Annotated in this window: 14 protein-coding genes; 10 read left to right on the forward strand and 4 right to left on the reverse strand. The window is 42.2% G+C overall.

What is annotated here, in order from left to right:
* Positions 1 to 369 precede the first annotated feature (369 nt).
* Complete coding sequence (locus HUJ21_RS15000) at positions 370 to 1,767, forward strand: UDP-glucose 6-dehydrogenase (protein ID WP_166148473.1); 1,398 nt, start codon at positions 370 to 372, stop codon at positions 1,765 to 1,767.
* A 49-nt stretch (positions 1,768 to 1,816) separates the two neighbouring features.
* Here the strand turns inward: HUJ21_RS15000 and HUJ21_RS15005 are convergent, their stop codons facing one another.
* Together HUJ21_RS15005 and HUJ21_RS15010 are read right to left on the reverse strand one after the other, a co-directional pair.
* Positions 1,817 to 2,185 carry a BlaI/MecI/CopY family transcriptional regulator gene (locus tag HUJ21_RS15005; protein ID WP_166148471.1) on the reverse strand — a complete coding sequence of 123 codons (369 nt, stop codon included), beginning with the start codon at positions 2,183 to 2,185 and terminating at the stop codon, positions 1,817 to 1,819.
* Positions 2,186 to 2,354: 169 nt separating this feature from the next.
* Positions 2,355 to 3,107 (reverse strand): acyl-CoA desaturase, encoded by a 753-nt coding sequence (locus HUJ21_RS15010; protein ID WP_291371158.1) that lies wholly within the window; start codon positions 3,105 to 3,107, stop codon positions 2,355 to 2,357.
* A gap of 181 nt (positions 3,108 to 3,288) precedes the next feature.
* On the opposite strand from HUJ21_RS15010, the gene HUJ21_RS15015 reads away from it, so the two are divergent.
* From HUJ21_RS15015 to HUJ21_RS15030, 4 genes are all read left to right on the forward strand, one after another.
* Complete coding sequence (locus HUJ21_RS15015) at positions 3,289 to 3,900, forward strand: sigma-70 family RNA polymerase sigma factor (protein WP_291371160.1); 612 nt, start codon at positions 3,289 to 3,291, stop codon at positions 3,898 to 3,900.
* 148 nt (positions 3,901 to 4,048) lie between these two features.
* Positions 4,049 to 5,107 carry a FecR family protein gene (locus HUJ21_RS15020; protein WP_291371162.1) on the forward strand — a complete coding sequence of 353 codons (1,059 nt, stop codon included), beginning with the start codon at positions 4,049 to 4,051 and terminating at the stop codon, positions 5,105 to 5,107.
* 128 nt (positions 5,108 to 5,235) lie between these two features.
* Positions 5,236 to 8,547: a TonB-dependent receptor gene (locus tag HUJ21_RS15025; protein ID WP_291371164.1), complete on the forward strand. Its 3,312-nt coding sequence runs from the start codon at positions 5,236 to 5,238 to the stop codon at positions 8,545 to 8,547.
* A gap of 25 nt (positions 8,548 to 8,572) precedes the next feature.
* Positions 8,573 to 10,087 carry a RagB/SusD family nutrient uptake outer membrane protein gene (locus tag HUJ21_RS15030; protein ID WP_291371166.1) on the forward strand — a complete coding sequence of 505 codons (1,515 nt, stop codon included), beginning with the start codon at positions 8,573 to 8,575 and terminating at the stop codon, positions 10,085 to 10,087.
* A 222-nt stretch (positions 10,088 to 10,309) separates the two neighbouring features.
* Here the strand turns inward: HUJ21_RS15030 and HUJ21_RS15035 are convergent, their stop codons facing one another.
* Positions 10,310 to 11,635 (reverse strand): S41 family peptidase, encoded by a 1,326-nt coding sequence (locus HUJ21_RS15035; protein WP_291371168.1) that lies wholly within the window; start codon positions 11,633 to 11,635, stop codon positions 10,310 to 10,312.
* A gap of 192 nt (positions 11,636 to 11,827) precedes the next feature.
* On the opposite strand from HUJ21_RS15035, the gene HUJ21_RS15040 reads away from it, so the two are divergent.
* Together HUJ21_RS15040 and HUJ21_RS15045 are read left to right on the forward strand one after the other, a co-directional pair.
* Entirely contained in the window at positions 11,828 to 12,484 is a 657-nt protein-coding gene (locus HUJ21_RS15040; RefSeq protein WP_291371170.1) for a TetR family transcriptional regulator C-terminal domain-containing protein, read from the forward strand.
* Positions 12,485 to 12,487: 3 nt separating this feature from the next.
* A complete protein-coding gene (locus HUJ21_RS15045; RefSeq protein WP_291371172.1) occupies positions 12,488 to 13,807 on the forward strand; it encodes an AarF/UbiB family protein in 1,320 nt (439 codons plus the stop codon).
* 22 nt (positions 13,808 to 13,829) lie between these two features.
* Here HUJ21_RS15045 and HUJ21_RS15050 read toward each other — a convergent pair whose 3' ends face one another.
* Positions 13,830 to 14,897, reverse strand: a complete 1,068-nt coding sequence (locus tag HUJ21_RS15050; RefSeq protein WP_291371174.1) for a serine hydrolase domain-containing protein — start codon at positions 14,895 to 14,897, stop codon at positions 13,830 to 13,832.
* A gap of 185 nt (positions 14,898 to 15,082) precedes the next feature.
* On the opposite strand from HUJ21_RS15050, the gene HUJ21_RS15055 reads away from it, so the two are divergent.
* From HUJ21_RS15055 to HUJ21_RS15065, 3 genes are all read left to right on the forward strand, one after another.
* A complete protein-coding gene (locus HUJ21_RS15055; RefSeq protein ID WP_291371175.1) occupies positions 15,083 to 16,663 on the forward strand; it encodes a M81 family metallopeptidase in 1,581 nt (526 codons plus the stop codon).
* A gap of 271 nt (positions 16,664 to 16,934) precedes the next feature.
* Complete coding sequence (locus HUJ21_RS15060; protein WP_291371177.1) at positions 16,935 to 17,507, forward strand: hypothetical protein; 573 nt, start codon at positions 16,935 to 16,937, stop codon at positions 17,505 to 17,507.
* The gene (locus HUJ21_RS15065; protein WP_291371179.1) at positions 17,507 to 18,190 is read left to right on the forward strand and encodes a DUF2490 domain-containing protein; all 684 of its coding nucleotides are present in this window, start codon (positions 17,507 to 17,509) and stop codon (positions 18,188 to 18,190) included. Before HUJ21_RS15060 ends, HUJ21_RS15065 begins: the two co-directional genes overlap by 1 nt.
* Positions 18,191 to 18,200: the final 10 nt, after the last annotated feature.

An 18,200-nucleotide genomic window follows, 5' to 3' on the forward strand; every position in this document is an offset into this window, starting at 1 on the left:
TAAGGAAGATAATGGCAGCAGCAGTCTTTCCAACTAAAACGGTTTTCGCATCTCCAAAACCGGTTTACATTGCGGTACTTTTGGGCGAAAATCACCCTTTTTGTTTATCAGTGCTACGAATTATTGGAGATTCAAACTTTTCCGAATATTCCAGAAAAATAGCTGCATAAAAAAGGCTGCCCTATTCGGACAGCTTCTTTTTTTATTTACATATTCAATCAAAAAGAATGGTTTGTTTTTGATATTCGTTTGAATATTTTAATTTTGAAACCTGAACTCAAATAAGTGTTGACTTTGAAATAAAAATAATTTTTATTATTGCTAATTAATGCTGCTTTTAAATTTTCTATTGTTTTTAACACATAAAAAATGAAAATCCGAAATATATGTTGTATCGGTGCCGGGTATGTTGGAGGCCCGACTATGGCCGTGATCGCGAAGAAGTGTCCTGACATTAATGTTACTGTTGTAGATATCAATAAAGCCAGAATCGCAGCCTGGAACGATCCGAATGTGGAAAATATTCCAGTCTATGAACCTGGCTTGTCTGCAGTTGTAGCCGAGGCCAGGGGAAGAAACTTGTTTTTTTCATCTGAAGTGGATAAGGCCATTGACGAGGCAGAGATGATTTTTATATCTGTGAATACACCTACCAAGACCTACGGGGAGGGAAAAGGGCAGGCTGCAGATCTGAAATGGATTGAATTGTGTGCCCGTCAAATCGCTAGGGTGGCAAAAGGAGATAAAATAGTGGTAGAGAAATCTACCCTTCCGGTCCGCACGGCCAGTACATTAAAAGATATCCTGACCCATACGGGTAATGGGTTGAATTTCCAGATTTTGTCTAATCCCGAATTTTTAGCCGAAGGTACGGCGGTGGATGATTTAATGAAACCTGACAGGGTGCTTATTGGAGGAGATCAGACACCAGATGGGGAAAGGGCCATTCAGGCACTAGTTGAGGTTTATGCCAGATGGGTACCTAAAGACAGGATACTAACCACGAATGTTTGGTCTTCTGAATTGTCAAAATTGACAGCCAATGCCTATTTGGCCCAAAGGGTGTCTTCCATCAATTCACTGTCTGAACTTTGCGAATTTACTGAAGCAGATGTGAATGAGGTAGCCAAGGCCATCGGAACAGATTCGCGTATTGGCCCCAAATTTTTGAAGGCTTCAGTAGGCTTTGGAGGGTCCTGCTTTCAAAAGGACATATTGAATCTGGTTTATATCTCCCGGTCTTACGGATTGCATGAAGTGGCTGACTATTGGGAACAGGTGATCATTATGAATGACCATCAGAAAAGAAGGTTTTCCAAAAAAATCATCAGGAATTTGTACAATACCGTAAGTGGTAAAAAAATTGCATTTCTAGGCTGGGCCTTTAAAAAGGACACCAACGATACCAGGGAGTCAGCGGCCATTTATGTGGCAGATCACCTTTTGAATGAACAATCTATTATTGAAGTGTACGATCCAAAAGTCAACAAGCAGCAGATTTTTTCTGATCTTGATTATCTGGGCTCCAGAAGCCCTGAGGACAACCGGAAAAATCTTACAGTTGGCTCTGACCCTTACAAGGTTTGCGAAGGATCACATGCAGTTGCGGTCCTTACAGAGTGGGATGAATTTAAAACTTATGATTGGCAGAAAATTTATGATAGCATGTTAAAACCTGCCCATGTTTTTGATGGAAGGAATTTATTGGATAAAGAAGCCCTGAGGGCCATCGGATTTCAGGTTCATGCAATAGGCACTGCAGATTAAAAAAGTAAAACAAAAAAGGGGATCAATTGATCCCCTTTTTTTTATTCAATTATTTGTCCTTGACATCATCCTTAACCTCGTCCAATATTTTTTCGACAGCTTTCACATCAAGCTTTTCATCTTTCGCAAAAAATGATGCAAGTTTGGCAAAAGAACCGCTAAAATAACCCGAAAGCAGGTTTTTTATGGTAAAACTCCTGTATTCATCCTTCGAAACGATAGGATAGTATTCATGAGACTTACCATAGGCATTGTGCTTGACAAAACCTTTCCTTTCCAATATCCGTATAATGGTTGAAACAGTATTATAGGCTGGTTTCGGTGTTTTCATTTTTTCCAGGACATCCTTGACAAAACCTTTCTCAATGTCCCAAAGGATCTGCATGATCTGCTCTTCCGCTCTTGTTAATTCTCTCATATTTTTAATTAAGTAGGTGATTTTTCATGAACTTAACCATTTAGTTTTTTATTTGCAAAACTTTTATAAAAAAAATTTTTTTTTAAATGGAATTATTCAAAAAAAAGTGTTTAAAATTAAAATTACCTGTAGGGCCTACAAATATCCATGAATTTGCCCATATTGGTTTTCATTGCAAAGTTTTCAATTTTATTATTCCAGAAGCATGCAATAATTTGATAAGCGGATAAGTTGGGTCAAACTCAAACCATTTGACCGCAAAATTAACCCGTTTTGGAAGGCGATGGTGGTTGTTTTGAAACAATTCTCCAAGCATCAGAAAATCCAGAAACAGAGAATTTTTTGACTGGTCGTTATTGTTAAAATTTGCGTAACCGTATTTGTGGCCGCTCCAATTGACGATGGCCCCATGTACTGGTCCCATCATAAAATGTATGGGCAATAGAAAATACATCCACCAATGGGTGCCAGCCAATTCAAACACGCTTATCGATAGCACATAAATAGATACATAAACCAAAACCCATCCTATTCTGATGCCCATGGTATCGGCAAACCGGTCAAACCGATTCCAGTCCGGTACATCCTTTGAGAACCTTTCTTCGGGCTTTACCTTGAATGTGAAATGCTCATTGTAGATTTTTTTTGTTTTCCACATCATGGTAAACAGGTTCTCTGTATGGTGTGGACTATGGGGATCATCTGGGGTATCACTGTAGGCATGGTGCATGCGATGTAAAATAGCATAAGCTCTGGGGGATAAATAGGAACTCCCTTGAGCAATCCAGGTGAAAACGTAAAAGAATTTTTCCCAGAATTTGCTCATGATAAACATTTGGTGAGCCGCATAGCGGTGAAGGAAAAAACTCTGGCAAAACAAAGAGAAATACCAATGGATAAGAAATAGAAATAGTAGAATCACTAGCTGTCAGATTTGATTGTAATTATAAGGTAAAATTAAATCCATTTTTTTTTAAAAAAAGCATCAGAACCTTTTATTTATATAAAAGGTGATTCATGTCATTTTTTTGAGCCATGTAAAAGGAGTTATAAGAAACCTGTTTTTTTATTTCTTAACAGAATGGGCTACATTTAAGTTTAGAATGAATAAACCCAAAAATTATACCGACCCAAAACAGGGAAAGCATAATAACTTGCAAAATTCAGAATTGGCTGTAAATGAGAAAGATGCTGATCTTTGGATTCAATTTAAGCAGGGTAGTGAAACCGCATTTATTAAAATTTATGAAAGGTACTACGATCAGCTTTTTAATTATGGCTTAAGGCTTTCCGGACAGCCGCAGCTTACCGAAGATTGTATTCAGGACCTTTTTATCCAAATCAGGCTAAAAAGATCGGGGTTGGGAAATACAGATAGCATCAAATTTTACCTGATGAAATGCCTGAAAAGGAAACTGATTCGTGAAATGGGCAAATCCAAAAAGACCATAGCCTTCAAAGATCATGAACCATTTCAGATCATTTATTCCCATGAGCAGGTAATGATTGATCAACAATTTCATGAAGAACAGGCAAATCAACTTAATCAAGCTTTGAAAAAATTGTCAGGACGGAAAAAGGAAGCGCTATATTATTTTTATTTTGAGGGACTTCCCTATCACCAAATTAGCGAATTAATGGGGTTTTCCCATGTTAAATCCGCCAGAAACCTGATTTACCAAGCCATATCCACATTGAAATTGGTACTTCGATAGCCCTTTAGCTGGCATAGTATTTTTTTTGCATTTGCCTTTTTAAAGTATTTCCTCTACCATCAAAGTGAAATTTTCTGATTTTTTTTTCAAAAATAATGATGTCATTTTCCTTCCCTTTGCCTTATACCCATAGGTAAGCAGCTGAAATATGAAAACGGCAAAGGATACCACCTTTCTATTATTAACCGATCCGGAATTTGTCCGTTGGGTCAAGTCCCCTGATGCGGAGTTGGATACGTACTGGAAAAATTGGCTGCTAGCACATCCTGATAAAATAAAGAGTGTAAAAGAGGCCAGAGAAATAATTGATGGTTTGAAGTCGAAACAAGGTGTCTTGCCAAAAAATAATAAATACGAGGTATTGCAAAAAATTTTGGCAACAGAAACACCGGGGACAAGACCTTCATCAGAAAAAAACACCTCGCAAAGAGACCCGTTTTTTTGGCTCATTATGGGTCAGTGGACCAAGGTAGCTGCCATTCTGGTTTTTGTACTGGTATCCATTTTTTTATTGAGCAGGATGGCCATTGATCCGGCACCATTGGAACCTGCCGAGGTACCAAAAGTGGCCATGATAGTAAAAACTACGCAATTTGGGGAAAAATTGAATTTCAAACTTCCCGATGGCTCAACAGTTTGGTTGAATTCAGGAAGTGAATTGATTTTCCCGGAAAGATTCGATTCATTGGAGAGAAGGGTTATCCTGACTGGAGAGGGATTTTTTGACGTTCAGCAGGATTCCAGCAGCACATTTAGGGTAGTGTCCGGTAACCTGATCACCGAGGCAGTAGGCACTTCTTTCAATATCAAATACATTGATATGGATCAATTGGCAGTTTCCTTGGTCAGTGGAAAGGTAAGGATAAACCACGATAGCTTGGAACATGGCTTGATTTTACAAGCAGGCCAGCAGCTTAGGTACCTTGATTCAGATAAGCGTTTTGAGGTAAAACCCTTTTCTACCGCTGAAATTACAGGATGGAGGGAAGGGCTGCTTCAATTTTCCGATGCTGGATTTGAAGAGGTAATTCGTCAATTGGAACGCTGGTATGGGGTCAGCATTTCAGTTACAGGCCATCCATCCAATACCTGGCAACTCAGCGGAAAATACAACAACCAAAATCTCGATTTGGTGTTGGATCGAATGGCTTACATAGAAAATTTCGAATATTACATCAGCGGCAAAAACGTAAACCTAAAATTTTAAATATATGACAGACTTCCAATGAGAAAATGGGTAAAGAACCCCTAAAATGGTCCGGGATGGAAAGTCATTGGGGAATGCACCATCACCGAACCAGGCTTAATGAATGTTTCAATAAACCTTTTAAAATTATGAAATTTAAATTACAAAAGACAATTTATATGTTGTCACGCTATTTCCTTTATGGATTTTCCCTGCAACTACTGGTATTAAACCTGGTTCTAGCAGGAAGTGTCAATGCCCAATTGGAGACCATTGATAAGGTTTGGGTCAATTTGAATCAAAAGGAGATGTCTTTGGGCCAGTTTTTCAGGCAGGTTGAATCCAGGACACCCTTCACCTTTTCCTATGACAAAAAGGATCTGGACAGGGAAATGAAAGTGGTTTTGACCAACAGCGGTGCAAGTGTGGAGACCATGCTTCAGGAAGTAGCCCAGCAAACTTCACTGGGTTTCCGCCAGGTCAATGATCAGATTGATGTTAGAAAAATTAACAAGTTATCCGCTAAGGTGGAAACCTTGGTGGAAATAACGGTGAGTGGACTTGTACAAGATGAGCAGGGTCAACCCCTTCCGGGTGCCACTGTGTCGGTACAGGGAACTTCTACGGGTACTGTTACGGATCTGGACGGCAGTTATTCCCTGACTGTTCCTGATGATGCCGTATTGGTCTTTTCATACATAGGTTACGATACCCAAAGGGTAACAGTAGGCAACCAGACAACAATCAATATCACCATGAGTATGGATGAGTCTTCTCTGGAGGAAGTTTTGGTCATCGGTTACGGTACTCAAAAGCGAAGTGATCTGACTGGTGCGGTATCCTCCGTTAAGGCAGAACAATTGACAGCTTATCCCGCCATCGATGCGGTGCAGGCCTTACAAGGCCGGGCCGCGGGGGTACAGATTCAGGCCAACAACGGAGCGCCCGGTGCAAGTCTTAAAGTTCGTATCAGGGGGGGTACTTCTATCAATGCCAGCAGTGACCCGATTTTTGTGGTGGATGGATTTATTGGTGCTGCCATGCCTCCTCCGGAAGATATCGCATCCATTGAAGTGTTGAAGGATGCTTCGGCCACGGCCATTTATGGATCCAGAGGAGCCAATGGAGTCATTATGGTCACCACCAAGAGAGGCAAGAAAGGGGCCGCCAGAATTGAATTCAATACTTCTTACTCCATGCAAAACGAAATCAACCGGTTGGACTTATTGAATGCGGAGCAATTCAATGACTATATATCCGATGCCAGACCCAACATTGAGCCAGCTGGAGGAGATACCGATTGGCAGGATCAGATATTTCGGACAGGCGGCATTCAGAATTACCAGCTCTCAATCAGTGGAGGAACAGATAATGTCAATTATTATGTATCAGGAGCCTATTTTGATCAAAAAGGGGTAATCATCAATTCGGATTTCAATCGGTTCAGCATTACCAGTAACCTGGATATTCAGGCTACGGAAAAGCTAAAAATAGGATTGAACCTTTTTGCCCGGAGAAGCAGTAGTGACGGGGTAAGAACCCAGGAAGGTTCCGGCGGACTCACCCCGGGCGTAGTTGCCTCAGCATTTAAGTTTGAACCTGATCAACCCATTTACAGGGAGGATGGAACCTTCACGGTTGCCCGCCTGAATGATCCCCATGACAATCCGTATGCTGTGGCTACACAATTGGTCAATGAAAATGTAAACGATAGGTTTCAGGGCAATTTCTTTGCAGAATATGACCTGTTGGAGAACTTGAAATTCAGGACTACCTTAGGAGCAACTGCCAATGCCAGTCGCACTGGTTTGTATTCCCCAACTACCGTGACGGAAGGAAGAAATGTAGGAGGAGATGCACGCATTAATGCCTCTCGAAACACCTTGTTCTTAAATGAAAATTACCTGACCTATACAAAAAACTTTGCCGGTGACCATACATTCACCGCCATGGGAGGGTATTCCTACCAATCATCTGAAAATGAAAATTGGGGAGCAAGGGGTACTTCATTCATCACCGATGCCTTTTCCTTCTGGAATCTGGGCTCTGCTGCGGTTTGGCAAACCCCCAATTCCGGTCTTACGGACTGGAGGATTTCATCATTTTATGGTCGTTTGAATTATTCTTTGGGAGACAAGTACCTCCTTACTTTTAACGCCCGTTATGATGGTTCTTCTACCTTTTCAAGAAATAACAAGTGGGCCTTTTTTCCTTCAGGAGCCATTGCCTGGAACATGAAAAATGAGCCATTTCTGGAGACCTCGGATCTGATCAGTTTCTGGAAGTGGAGAGCCAGCTACGGAATTACAGGAAATCAGGCGATTTCTCCCTACCAGACATTGGCCAGGTTTTCACCGGTGTTTACGGTGATCGATGGTGTGCCCGTGAATGCCGTCCGCCCAACCACGGTAGCGAACGACAACCTCACCTGGGAAACCACCGCCCAGTTTAATATTGGAGCGGATATTGGCTTCTGGGACGATCGGGTTACCTTATCAGCTGAATACTACCGCATGGTCACCTCTGACCTTTTATTTGCTGTTCAGTTGCCACAATATTCCGGTTACACCAATCAATTGAGGAATATCGGTGAGGTGGAAAACAAAGGAGTGGAATTAACCCTGGGTTCAAGAAACCTGGTTGGAGCCTTTCAATGGGACATGGATATCAACTTCTCCAGAAACCGGAACACCGTTTTATCGCTGCCCGATGGAAATGATATACAATATGGTTCCGGTCCGGGCCATATGGTAGGCCTTGGCACCACACAACTGCTTAAAGAGGGTTATCCTGTTGGTAGTTTCTTTGGTTGGGTTTACGACGGTGTTTATCAGGAGGGAGAAGGTTTCCTTCCAGGTGGAGGCTTTGAACAAACTCCCGGAGGAGAAAAATTCAGAGACCTGAACAACGACGGTACGTTGAACAGCGACGATAGGGAGATCATTGGTAATCCCCATCCCGATTTCTTCTGGGGTTGGAACCATGATTTCAGGTACCGGAATTTTGACCTGAATGTATTCTTTCAGGGTTCCTTTGGCAATGATATCCTGAGTTACACCCTAATGGAGTTGGACTTAATGTCAGGGATAAACAATGCCACTACCGCAGCGCTGAACAGATGGACGCCCACAAACACGCAAACGGATATCCCAAGGGCCTTTAATGGAAGGACCAGAAGGGTTTCTACCCGTTGGATCTATGACGGTTCTTTTACCAGGCTGAAAAACCTGTCCCTGGGCTACAATTTCCCTAAATCGATTGTTGACAGGTTGAGTTTATCCAGGTTGAGGGTATATGTGAGTGCCCAGAACGTTCTGACCTTTACCCAGTATGAAGGGTATGATCCTGAGGTGAATTACCGATCCGGTGGAGCTACCGATGGCAACAGGAACCTGGGATTGGATTACGGAAGTTATCCCAATGCAAAAAGTTATACAGTGGGATTAAATGTAGGATTTTAATCTAGCCACCAAAAAAGAAATAACCATGAAAACGAAAATATATAAATCTTTGGTTTTGGCCATGACTTGCTGGTTTGCCGGATGTACTGATCTGGAAGAAAAACCGGTAGGCTTGTTGGCCCCGGAAAGCTTGTTTAATTCAGCAAGTGATGTGGAAACGGCCATATTTGGAGCTTATGGATGGATTGCTTCCGAAAGATTGTATGGAAGACAATTTGTAACTGCGCTGATGCTTCGGGGCGATATGGTAGATATTGGAGACCGGGGTACTCCTGCCGAGCGGCAGCAGGTGAATGATTTCAATATGGATGATAATAATGGAATGGTCCGCTCTTTTTGGCCTTATTGGTACCAGGTGATCAGTGCGGCCAATGCCGCCATTTCCGGTGCCGAAAGCCTTGAATTGCAGGAAGAGGTCAACAACAGGTTGGTTGCAGAAGCCAGGTTTGTTCGTGCCTTTAGCTATTACCATCTGGTCCGTGGATTTGGAGACATTCCCTACATCGATTATTTTATCAATGATCCGGAAGCAGTTAAGGATATTTCCAAAACCAGTTCCTCAGAAGTTTATCAGGGAATATTGGCTGACCTGGAATATGCCAAACAATGGCTTCCTGACAATCAGCCCAATAATGTAAGGTCCCGACCTACAAAAGGCACGGCTGCATCTTATCTGGCTTCCGTACACCTTACCCTTGCGGATTATCCCAAGGCCTATGAAGAAGCCAAATGGGTAATTGACAATAAAGAAAGATTTGGTTATGCTTTGGAAGGAGATTATCAAAACCTCTTCCGGGCGGAGATGGCAGATAATTTGAATGAACCAATTTTTACACTGGACTTCCTGGGACAACAAAACGGCGGAGGAGGTGCCAATGACGATATCATGCCACCGATGACCGGCATCCGGGGAGCAGATCAGCTGGGATGGAGCGTTTGCGTTCCATCCATGGCAGTGTACAATACCTGGGATGACCGCGATTACCGCAAGGAAGTTAGCTTCCAACCCGAGGCTTTGATCAATGGGGTAATGGAACCTTATACCGAATATGCCAATACGCAACGGCCTCATATCGCCAAATACAGAATGTATCCCGGTAATAGCAATTCTGATGGAAGGTACTCGGATCATAATTATGCTGCCATGCGCTATGCAGAGGTTTTACTGATCGCTGCAGAAGCGGCAGCTGAGGTGAATAGTGGGCCTACAGCAGAGGCCATTGAATATGTCAATGCCATCCGGGAGCGCGCCAGAAATGCCGGAGGAACACAAAATGCTTTTCCCGAAGATGTACCAGCAGGCTTGAATAAAGACAGCTTTATCGAGTTGGTATTGAACGAGCGCAGGTTAGAATTATCTTTTGAATATAAAAGATGGTATGACATTAAAAGGAGGCAATTGGGAGAACAGGTGTTCACTGGCCCGGAAAGCCTGGAACCTCATCCTAATTTTGACCCTGCAAGGGATTACCTGATGCCACTTCCCAGAATAGAGTTGGATGTCAATCCCAACCTTGGTCCGCAAAACCCTGGTTATTGAGAGCTTGACCCAGTTACAATGCAAAAGGCGATGGAAATTTTCCATCGCCTTTTATTTTTTCCAGGTTTAGTTTAAACCCTTACCGATTCCCAAAAGCTCCGGTTGGGGAGGAGGGTGTAATTTACCTGACCCTATTTACCGAGCCACATATTAACCGGGCTTAGGCTACCACCGAACCATACTGATTGAATCATTGTAATTTTGCCTTGCACAAAATGACATTTAATAAACAGGGAATTCCTTTTCAAGGCCATGGAAATTATCAATCATTTGCCATTGGTCTTCGGGGATTTTTTGTCGGGCCGTTGAAGCTGCCCCATATTGTACGTAAGTGAGTGCACTCGCAAGTCTGAATTCCCTAATATCCCCCCAATTGGAAGAAGGATCGTCTGCCGCGGGAATGTCCACAGGAAAGCCATCGTAATAGGCTGCATTACCAGCAGCATTCGCAATTGCAAAGGTTATAGGGACCAACTCCACATCATTTTGTTCCAGCACAGGGTTAAATTGGGATAGGGGAAAAGAACCTACAGGCTTACCATAGGTCCTTTGTCCTACCAGCACTATATCCATGTATGGATTCAGGCAATTGATGATCAATTCACTGGCAGAGGCAGATCCTCTGGAGGTGATGACGATCAATCTTTCCAAGGCAATACCGCCTCTTTTTTCAAACCTGTATGTTTCATTGAGATTAGTCTTGTCAGCATTTAAGGCATTGGTATACATCAATTCTCCATTGGCGGCTGCCGGGATCAGTCCATTCATGATTTGCTCCGCCACATCCACGGAACCACCTCCGTTGTATCTCAAATCTAAAATTAGTTCATCTATTCCCGCAGCGTCAAAGTAATCCAAAGTTTCCTCTACTTCGGTACTTCGGTTGGGACTTAAACCAGCGGTGGCTTTGAAACTGTTATATACCCAGTAGCCAGTTTTTTTGCCTCCGGTTTCAATGACATTTTTATACAAGACAGAATTGGCCTGGTATTCGGCCTTGGTATTGCTGCGGGTAGTAGTAGTTCCATCCGGAAGCCTGAAAGTAAAAGAATTGGAAACACCAGGCAGGTTTTCACCCAGATCAAAATTATACCCATTGCTACTTCTGTAATCAGCAACAGGTTTCCCATTGATTTCGATAATTTCCCACCCCCTCTGCCAGCCATCCTGGCCGGCTGGAGAATCTTCATAGACAAAAGATACATAAAGTTTATTGTCCTCGCTCAAAGCAAAGCCAAAACCATGGCCAGCATTTTGGCCGGTAAAGGCTTTGTTAAAGTCTTCTCTGGTTGTAATATAAGACCAGCGGTCCAATTCTTGGTACATCAGGCCATAAAGCAGCTCATCATTACTGCGGTAATTGTTTACATCCAGGGCGAGGGGTAAACGATCATTCCAATAATACCATTCCTGCATGCTTTCATAAATGGCTTCCTTCACCAGATTTTGGTTTCGGGGCAATTCGCCAATATCTTCTTTACAGGAAAATAGAAGAAATGAAAACCCAAAAAGAAAGACAAAAACTAATTTTTTAAATTCTACCAACATCTTTATTCTGCTTAAACTTCTCATTAGTAACGTATTCAAAGTGCATTTAGATGCCCCAATTTGAAACATTTGAACATTGGGGATATAATTTCCCTTAAAGACAAAAGCTATGGGGCAAATTAATTGCACATTTTTACAAACCACTTGCCTTCGGATATTGTTACTTGACTGTATGTTTAAAAATATGAGGAGATGACAGAAAAAGCAAAAAGTCAAAAGACAGATAAATATAAAATTATCGAAGGATACATCAATCACATTTTGGAAACAGGTTCTGAACCAGTTTCTGTATTTAAGTTTGCAAAAGATCTGAAAATGCAGGAAGCTGCTTTTTACGAACATTTTACCAATTTCGGAGCCATCAAGAAAGCTGTTTGGGAGATGATTTTTGACCGGACGCTAACTGATCTGGAAGGGCAGGAAGTATATAAAAGTTACAGTGCAAGGGAAAAGCTCCTGGGATTTTTTTTCACCTGGATCGAAGAATTAAAGAAAAGAAGGTCTTATCTGCTTGCCGTTTATGGGGAGAACCTGATGAAGGATAAAAAATTCCCTGCAGAGCTTAAGGGTTTCAAGTCTGAATTCAAAACCTTCGTTAATGAAATTATCATGGAAGGAAAAGAGACAGATGAAATTGCTGAGCGGCCTTATATTACAGATCGATATGATGAGGCCTTATGGCTCCAGGTAATGTTTGTCTTTAGGTTTTGGCTGAAAGATGACTCTCCTGCATTCGAAAAAACAGATGCTGCCATAGAAAAATCAGTTAACCTTGCTTTTGACCTTATGGGGAAATCAGCACTTGACAGTTTTGTGGATTTCTCAAAATTTTTATTTCAATCCAGATAACAAATGACTCAAAAATTGAAAGAGCAACAAAGCATCCCTGTGTCAAAGGTGCAAAGGGCGGCCAAATTTATTAGTACCGGTGCAAGGGTGGGAGGCAACTACATGAAGCATTATGCAAAAAAGGTAGTAAACCCTTCATTGACCAGAGATGACCTGGATAAAAGCAATGCAACAGATATCTATGATTCCTTAAGTGAATTGAAGGGAAGTGCTTTAAAGGTGGCCCAAATGATGGCCATGGATAAAAACATGCTACCCCGGGCCTACCAGGATAAATTCACCATGGCCCAGTACAGTGCTCCACCACTGTCTTTTCCATTGGTGGTAAAAACCTTCCAGCAGCATTTTAATAAAGGGCCTGAATCACTTTTCGATACTTTTACACCTTCTGCTGTAAATGCTGCTTCTATCGGTCAGGTTCACCAGGCAACGAAAGACGGCAAAATATACGCAGTCAAAATACAATATCCAGGAGTAGCTTCCAGTGTTCGCTCCGATTTGAAATTGGTAAAACCCTTTGCACTTCGCCTGCTGAATATGAATGAGCGGGAATTGGATCATTACATGGAGGAAGTCGAGGAGAAATTGCTGGAGGAGACAGATTATGAACTGGAGGTCAGGAGAAGCAAAGAAATTTCAGAAGCCTGTTCCCATATTGCGGATTTACAGTTTCCCCGCTATTATGAATCACTCAGCAGTCCAAGGATCATTACCATGGATTGGATGGAAGGATTGCATCTCAGGGAGTGGCTGGCCACCAATCCTGATCAGCAAGCAAAAAACCGAATCGGGCAGGCTTTATGGGATTTTTACCACCATCAGGTCCACGAGTTAAAGCAGGTACATGCCGATCCCCATCCTGGTAATTTTATCATTCAGGATGGCAATCAACTTGCCGTAATTGATTTTGGTTGTGTGAAGGTGATACCCGAAGATTTCTATACCGGATATTTTTCATTGATCAAAAAAGACCTTTTGATCAATGAGGATGAACTAAACCAAATATTTTATGGCCTGGAGTTTATATCAAATAAAGACTCCGAGGAGGAAAAAATCTACTTTAAAAATACATTTAAGGAAATGATTTCGCTTTTGGGAAAACCTTTCCATGTAGACCATTTTGATTTTGCAGATGATGGTTATTTCCAGCAGATTTTTGCTTTAGGTGATAAGATTTCCAACGACAAGATGTTTAGAAAATCCAAGCAGGCCAGGGGATCCAGGCATGGTTTGTACATCAACCGTACTTACTTTGGTTTGTATAATTTATTGAACCAACTGCAGGCGGCAGTGGAAACAACCAAGCCGGAATGGTTAAAATGAAAAGGTGTAAATTCCTTAAAGGTCAAAGTGTTCCTATGATTTTTCTTACCAGTTTGTAGGGTAGGTAAGGGTCTTTGGATTGGTTTACTGTTCCAGTAAAAAAAACTTTCTTTTCAGGAACAAATAATGCAAAAGCGCCTGACATACCCGTATGCCCAATGATCTCAGGATATGCTTTAAGCGGCATGGCATACCGGGGCTTTTCAGACCTGCATATGCCCAGGCCGTAGGAAAGGTGGTTATTCATAGGTTTCCATTGCTGTATGGTATCTAATTCTGTGAGGGGAAACAATTGTCCGTGAAAAAAGGCTTTAAGGAAAATCATACTGTCCCTGGCTGTGCTGACCATACCCCCAACAGGACCAAATGAGCTCATTGCCATGGGTATTTCCAATTCTTTTTCATAGTGATAAAAGGTGGCAGGAGTCCGGTCATGTACATCATTGTAAACGTAAGTTTCATTCATCCCCAGTGGCTTCAATTGAAAATTTATCAATGCCTCCTCCAGGCTTTGCCTGGTGATTTTTTCAGCAATTTTTCCCAGAAGTTGAAAATTGGTATCTGAATAGGCTATTGATTTTCTTTTCCCTGGCCGGAAATTAGGGCTTAATCCCTTAATGGCGTTCAACAAGTCTTTTGGTTTCCAGGATTGGTCCTTTCCTGTAAAGAGCTCTTCCCTCAGGCTTTTTTTCCCACTAAAAGAAAATTGAAAATAGTCTGGAAGTCCGGAAAGATGGGAAAGCAGGTGCCTTACTGTGATTTTGGGGGTGAAATCCTGCCCCTTGACAATGCTCAAGCCAAGATAGATGTCCTCATTAAGGTACTTAGTTATGGGATCATCCAAATTTACCAAACCCCTTACTTTTAATTTCAGGACCAGGGCCAGGAGATGCAGTTTGGCTACGCTGGTAATGAAATAAGGCTGCTCCCTGGAAAGATTGCCAGTTGCCCCTGTCCAGGAGATCGGGTCCTTTTTTTCCCTGAAAACAGAAAGGATCGTTCCCTTTAATTTATTCTGCCGGGAAAACTCGTTCAATCGATTCTGCCAGGCAGTAAAAATCCCTTGGTTGGTTTCACTGGAAGATATCATTCTTTAGAAGGATTAAGGTTTAAAGATACTAAAAATTTTGGGAGCGTTTTTGTAAAATGATTCAGGAGTACCGGTAAAATTAGGAAAGAATTTTCCTGTATTTGTCCATGAATTTCACTTAATTTGAACATTGCCCAAAAGAACCCTAGCCCATTCTTAGATATTTCAAACCAGATTATTGATTTATGCATATGACCAATCACTTTTATTCCAGGGTTTTAGTAGGCTTACTGTTTTGTACTGCCATAAGTTGTGGTGGCAATGAGACGCAGGTATCGGAAGAGCTGCCACGTGTTGCCATTGCCGGTTTAGCCATAGAGTCCAGTACTTTTTCTCCTGCAGTCACTGAAGAGGAGGCTTTTCTAGCCAAAAGAGGGGAGGAAGTTTTTTCTTACTATCCCTTTATGCAAGAGGACTCCTTGAACAGGAGCAGGGCCAATTGGTTTCCAACTTTAAGAGGGCATGCCATTCCAGGTGGGATTGTTTCCAGAGAAGCCTATGAATCATTGGTGGGAGAAACATTAGCGCGTCTGAAGGAAAATTTGCCATATGATGGCTTGTTTTTTGATATCCATGGCGCCATGAGTGTAGTTGGATTAGATGACCCTGAAGGAGATTTTATCGAAAGAGTAAGGGCTGTGGTTGGTAAGGAAACCATCATTTCAACCAGCATGGACTTGCATGGAAATGTATCCTGGCGGCTGGCCGCACATTCGGACCTGATTACCTGTTACCGCATGGCACCTCATGAAGATGCTTTAGAATCTAAAAAAAGGGCTGTAGATAATTTGCTGGAAAGACTTGAATCAGGGAAAGGCAAACCTGCCTATAAAGCCTGGATTCCTGTACCGATATTATTGCCAGGAGAAAAGACCAGTACCCGGGTGGATCCTGGAAAAAGTCTGTATGCAGCCGTTTATCCTGCAGCCGAGCAGGAGGGTGTTGTGGATGCTGCCATCTGGGTAGGGTATGCCTGGGCCGATGAACCGAGAAATCATGCGGTGGTAATGGTCACGGGAGATGATCAGGCCAAAGTAACGCAGACAGCTGAAAAGTTGGCGCAAAGTTTTTGGGAGAAGCGAAATGAATTTGAATTTATTGCACCAACTGCAACTTTGAAAGAAAGTTTGGATATGGCCATAGCCAGCGATAAAAAACCGTTCATGATCAGCGATATGGGAGACAATCCCACTGCCGGGGGAGCCGGGGATGTTACCTGGACTTTGAGAGAAATACTTGCGCGACCAGAGTTTAAAGCAGCCGATGGACCTTCTTTGATTTATGCTTCCATACCAGGTCCGGAATTGGTGGAAGCCGCCGTAGCTGCAGGTGTGGGGGAACAAGTGTCTGCCAATGTTGGAGCAGCAGTGGATGATCGCTTTTCTCCACCTGTTTTATTATCGGGTACGGTGAAGGCTATCGCCCATGGGGATAGAAATGCGGAAACGGAAGTGGTGGTAGCCGTTGGCAGTGTGCAGGTGATTGTCACCAAAAAACGCAAGCCTTATCACAGGGAAAGTGATTTTACCAATTTGGGCTTAAATCCCCGGGAAACGGATATAGTGGTGGTGAAAATCGGTTATTTGGTACCTGAACTTTATGATATGCGTGCTGATTGGGTCATGGCCCTAACACCGGGAGGTGTGGACCAGGATCTGGAGCGACTGGAATTCAAAAGGATTAACCGGCCTATGTTTCCCTTTGATAAAGACATGGAAACGCCGGATCTTTCTGCCCGCCTGGTACCTTTGTCTCATGAATATTAATTATTAACCGGACACATTTCAACACGGATTTTGTATGGGGCTTCCTTATAGCTTGTCCGTAAATCCAAAGGAGCATCTGGAAAAGCTGAAATTTCAAGAAAATATTCGGAAACTCCACCGCTATGTTGAAAACGGAAACGTGTGATTGATTTTGTCGTGGAATCAGGTTGTTGGAGAACACCTACTGCTTTTGTGGATTCAATAGTTTATAAGGTTAAAAACCCTTGGCAAGGCTTTTGTCCAGCATCTTGTCAATAAAATTTCAATTATCATGTTACTGAGAATTGCTTGTTTTTTTTCTTTTTTAATTCCTTTACAATCCCTGGCTCAGGAGAAGGTGGAAAGGGAGTACAGGGTAAAAGCCCGAGAGGTACCTGCTGAAGCAAGGGATTGGCTGGATGATTCCTTTGAAGGGCGTAAAAAAGTAAAATGGTTTATGGAAGAAACTTCCGGTAAAGAAAGTTATGAGGCCAAGTTTTCCTGGAAAAAGGAGGCTTACAGTGTGGAGTTTGACCTGTCCGGAAAAATTGAGGATATTGAAATCCAAAAAGATTGGGAGGATTTAGAAGAGGAAGTCAGGATTAATCTGGGATCTTATTTTGATGGCAAATACAACAAATGGAGAATTGAAAAGATCCAATTGCAATATACAGGAGACCCGGATGACCTGGAAGATTTAATGGATGAAGAGGAACAGGAGTATATACAGCTGAGGTATGAGATCGAGTATTACGCCGAAGGGGAAGAAGGGAAAAACCTTTGGGAAGGCCTGTTTGACGATAAAGGAAAACTTATTGGCCGAAGAGAAATCATTATTCCACCAGCAGATAATTTGTTTTTTTGATGAGAAAAATATTTTGGATTATTTTATTGGTTTTGCCAATTGAAATAATGGCCCAGGGAAGGGTGAGTAATTTTGGCCTTTTTCCTGAATTTCAAATTGGATTTAACGCAACCGAAAAGCTTAAAGTAACTGGTAAAATTGAAAGCCAGCACGGAATGGTGGATAAGGTTGAAAACAGTGATGCAAAATATGGTTATTACCACAACCAAACGGATTTTCAGGGGTTTTTAGGAACATCCATCAATCCATTTGTCGCCATTACTGGTGGTTATCAATACCGGTTGGAATCAGGGAGTGAAAACAGCCACCGCTCCATACAGCAAGTTTCCATTTTGCAAAGAAAAGGAAATTTCAAGATCGGACACAGGATCCGTACAGACCAGACTTTTGCACCAAATGATCCGGTAGAATTCCGGTTAAGATACCGGATTTCCTATGAAATACCTATAGAGGGCCAAAGCCTTGATCCGGGAGAATTTTACCTGGTATTCAGTGATGAACCGATATATAGTATACAATCCGGAGAAAGTGGTCTTGAAAACAGGGTTGTAGCTGCTTTAGGTCATTTTTCCAAAGGGAAACAAAAATTCCAGGCCGGCATAGATTACAGAACTGATCGTTTTTTCGATGATGCTTTCCGGCAACGCACTTGGTTTAAATTCGGATGGTACCTCAAGTTATAATGCGAAACAT

The organism is Cyclobacterium sp. (assembly GCF_014762705.1).
Taxonomy (GTDB): Bacteria; Bacteroidota; Bacteroidia; order Cytophagales; family Cyclobacteriaceae; genus Cyclobacterium.

Excerpts from the sequence above, each read along its gene's own strand:
- HUJ21_RS15025 (WP_291371164.1), top strand. The coding sequence starts at position 5,236 with ATGAAATTTAAATTACAAAAGACAATTTATATGTTGTCACGCTATTTC.
- HUJ21_RS15050 (WP_291371174.1), bottom strand. The coding sequence starts at position 14,897 with ATGATATCTTCCAGTGAAACCAACCAAGGGATTTTTACTGCCTGGCAG.
- HUJ21_RS15020 (WP_291371162.1), top strand. The coding sequence starts at position 4,049 with ATGAAAACGGCAAAGGATACCACCTTTCTATTATTAACCGATCCGGAA.
- HUJ21_RS15035 (WP_291371168.1), bottom strand. The coding sequence starts at position 11,635 with ATGTTGGTAGAATTTAAAAAATTAGTTTTTGTCTTTCTTTTTGGGTTT.
- HUJ21_RS15055 (WP_291371175.1), top strand. The coding sequence starts at position 15,083 with ATGCATATGACCAATCACTTTTATTCCAGGGTTTTAGTAGGCTTACTG.
- HUJ21_RS15065 (WP_291371179.1), top strand. The coding sequence starts at position 17,507 with ATGAGAAAAATATTTTGGATTATTTTATTGGTTTTGCCAATTGAAATA.
- HUJ21_RS15015 (WP_291371160.1), top strand. The coding sequence starts at position 3,289 with ATGAATAAACCCAAAAATTATACCGACCCAAAACAGGGAAAGCATAAT.
- HUJ21_RS15030 (WP_291371166.1), top strand. The coding sequence starts at position 8,573 with ATGAAAACGAAAATATATAAATCTTTGGTTTTGGCCATGACTTGCTGG.
- HUJ21_RS15000 (WP_166148473.1), top strand. The coding sequence starts at position 370 with ATGAAAATCCGAAATATATGTTGTATCGGTGCCGGGTATGTTGGAGGC.
- HUJ21_RS15060 (WP_291371177.1), top strand. The coding sequence starts at position 16,935 with ATGTTACTGAGAATTGCTTGTTTTTTTTCTTTTTTAATTCCTTTACAA.
- HUJ21_RS15040 (WP_291371170.1), top strand. The coding sequence starts at position 11,828 with ATGACAGAAAAAGCAAAAAGTCAAAAGACAGATAAATATAAAATTATC.
- HUJ21_RS15005 (WP_166148471.1), bottom strand. The coding sequence starts at position 2,185 with ATGAGAGAATTAACAAGAGCGGAAGAGCAGATCATGCAGATCCTTTGG.
- HUJ21_RS15045 (WP_291371172.1), top strand. The coding sequence starts at position 12,488 with ATGACTCAAAAATTGAAAGAGCAACAAAGCATCCCTGTGTCAAAGGTG.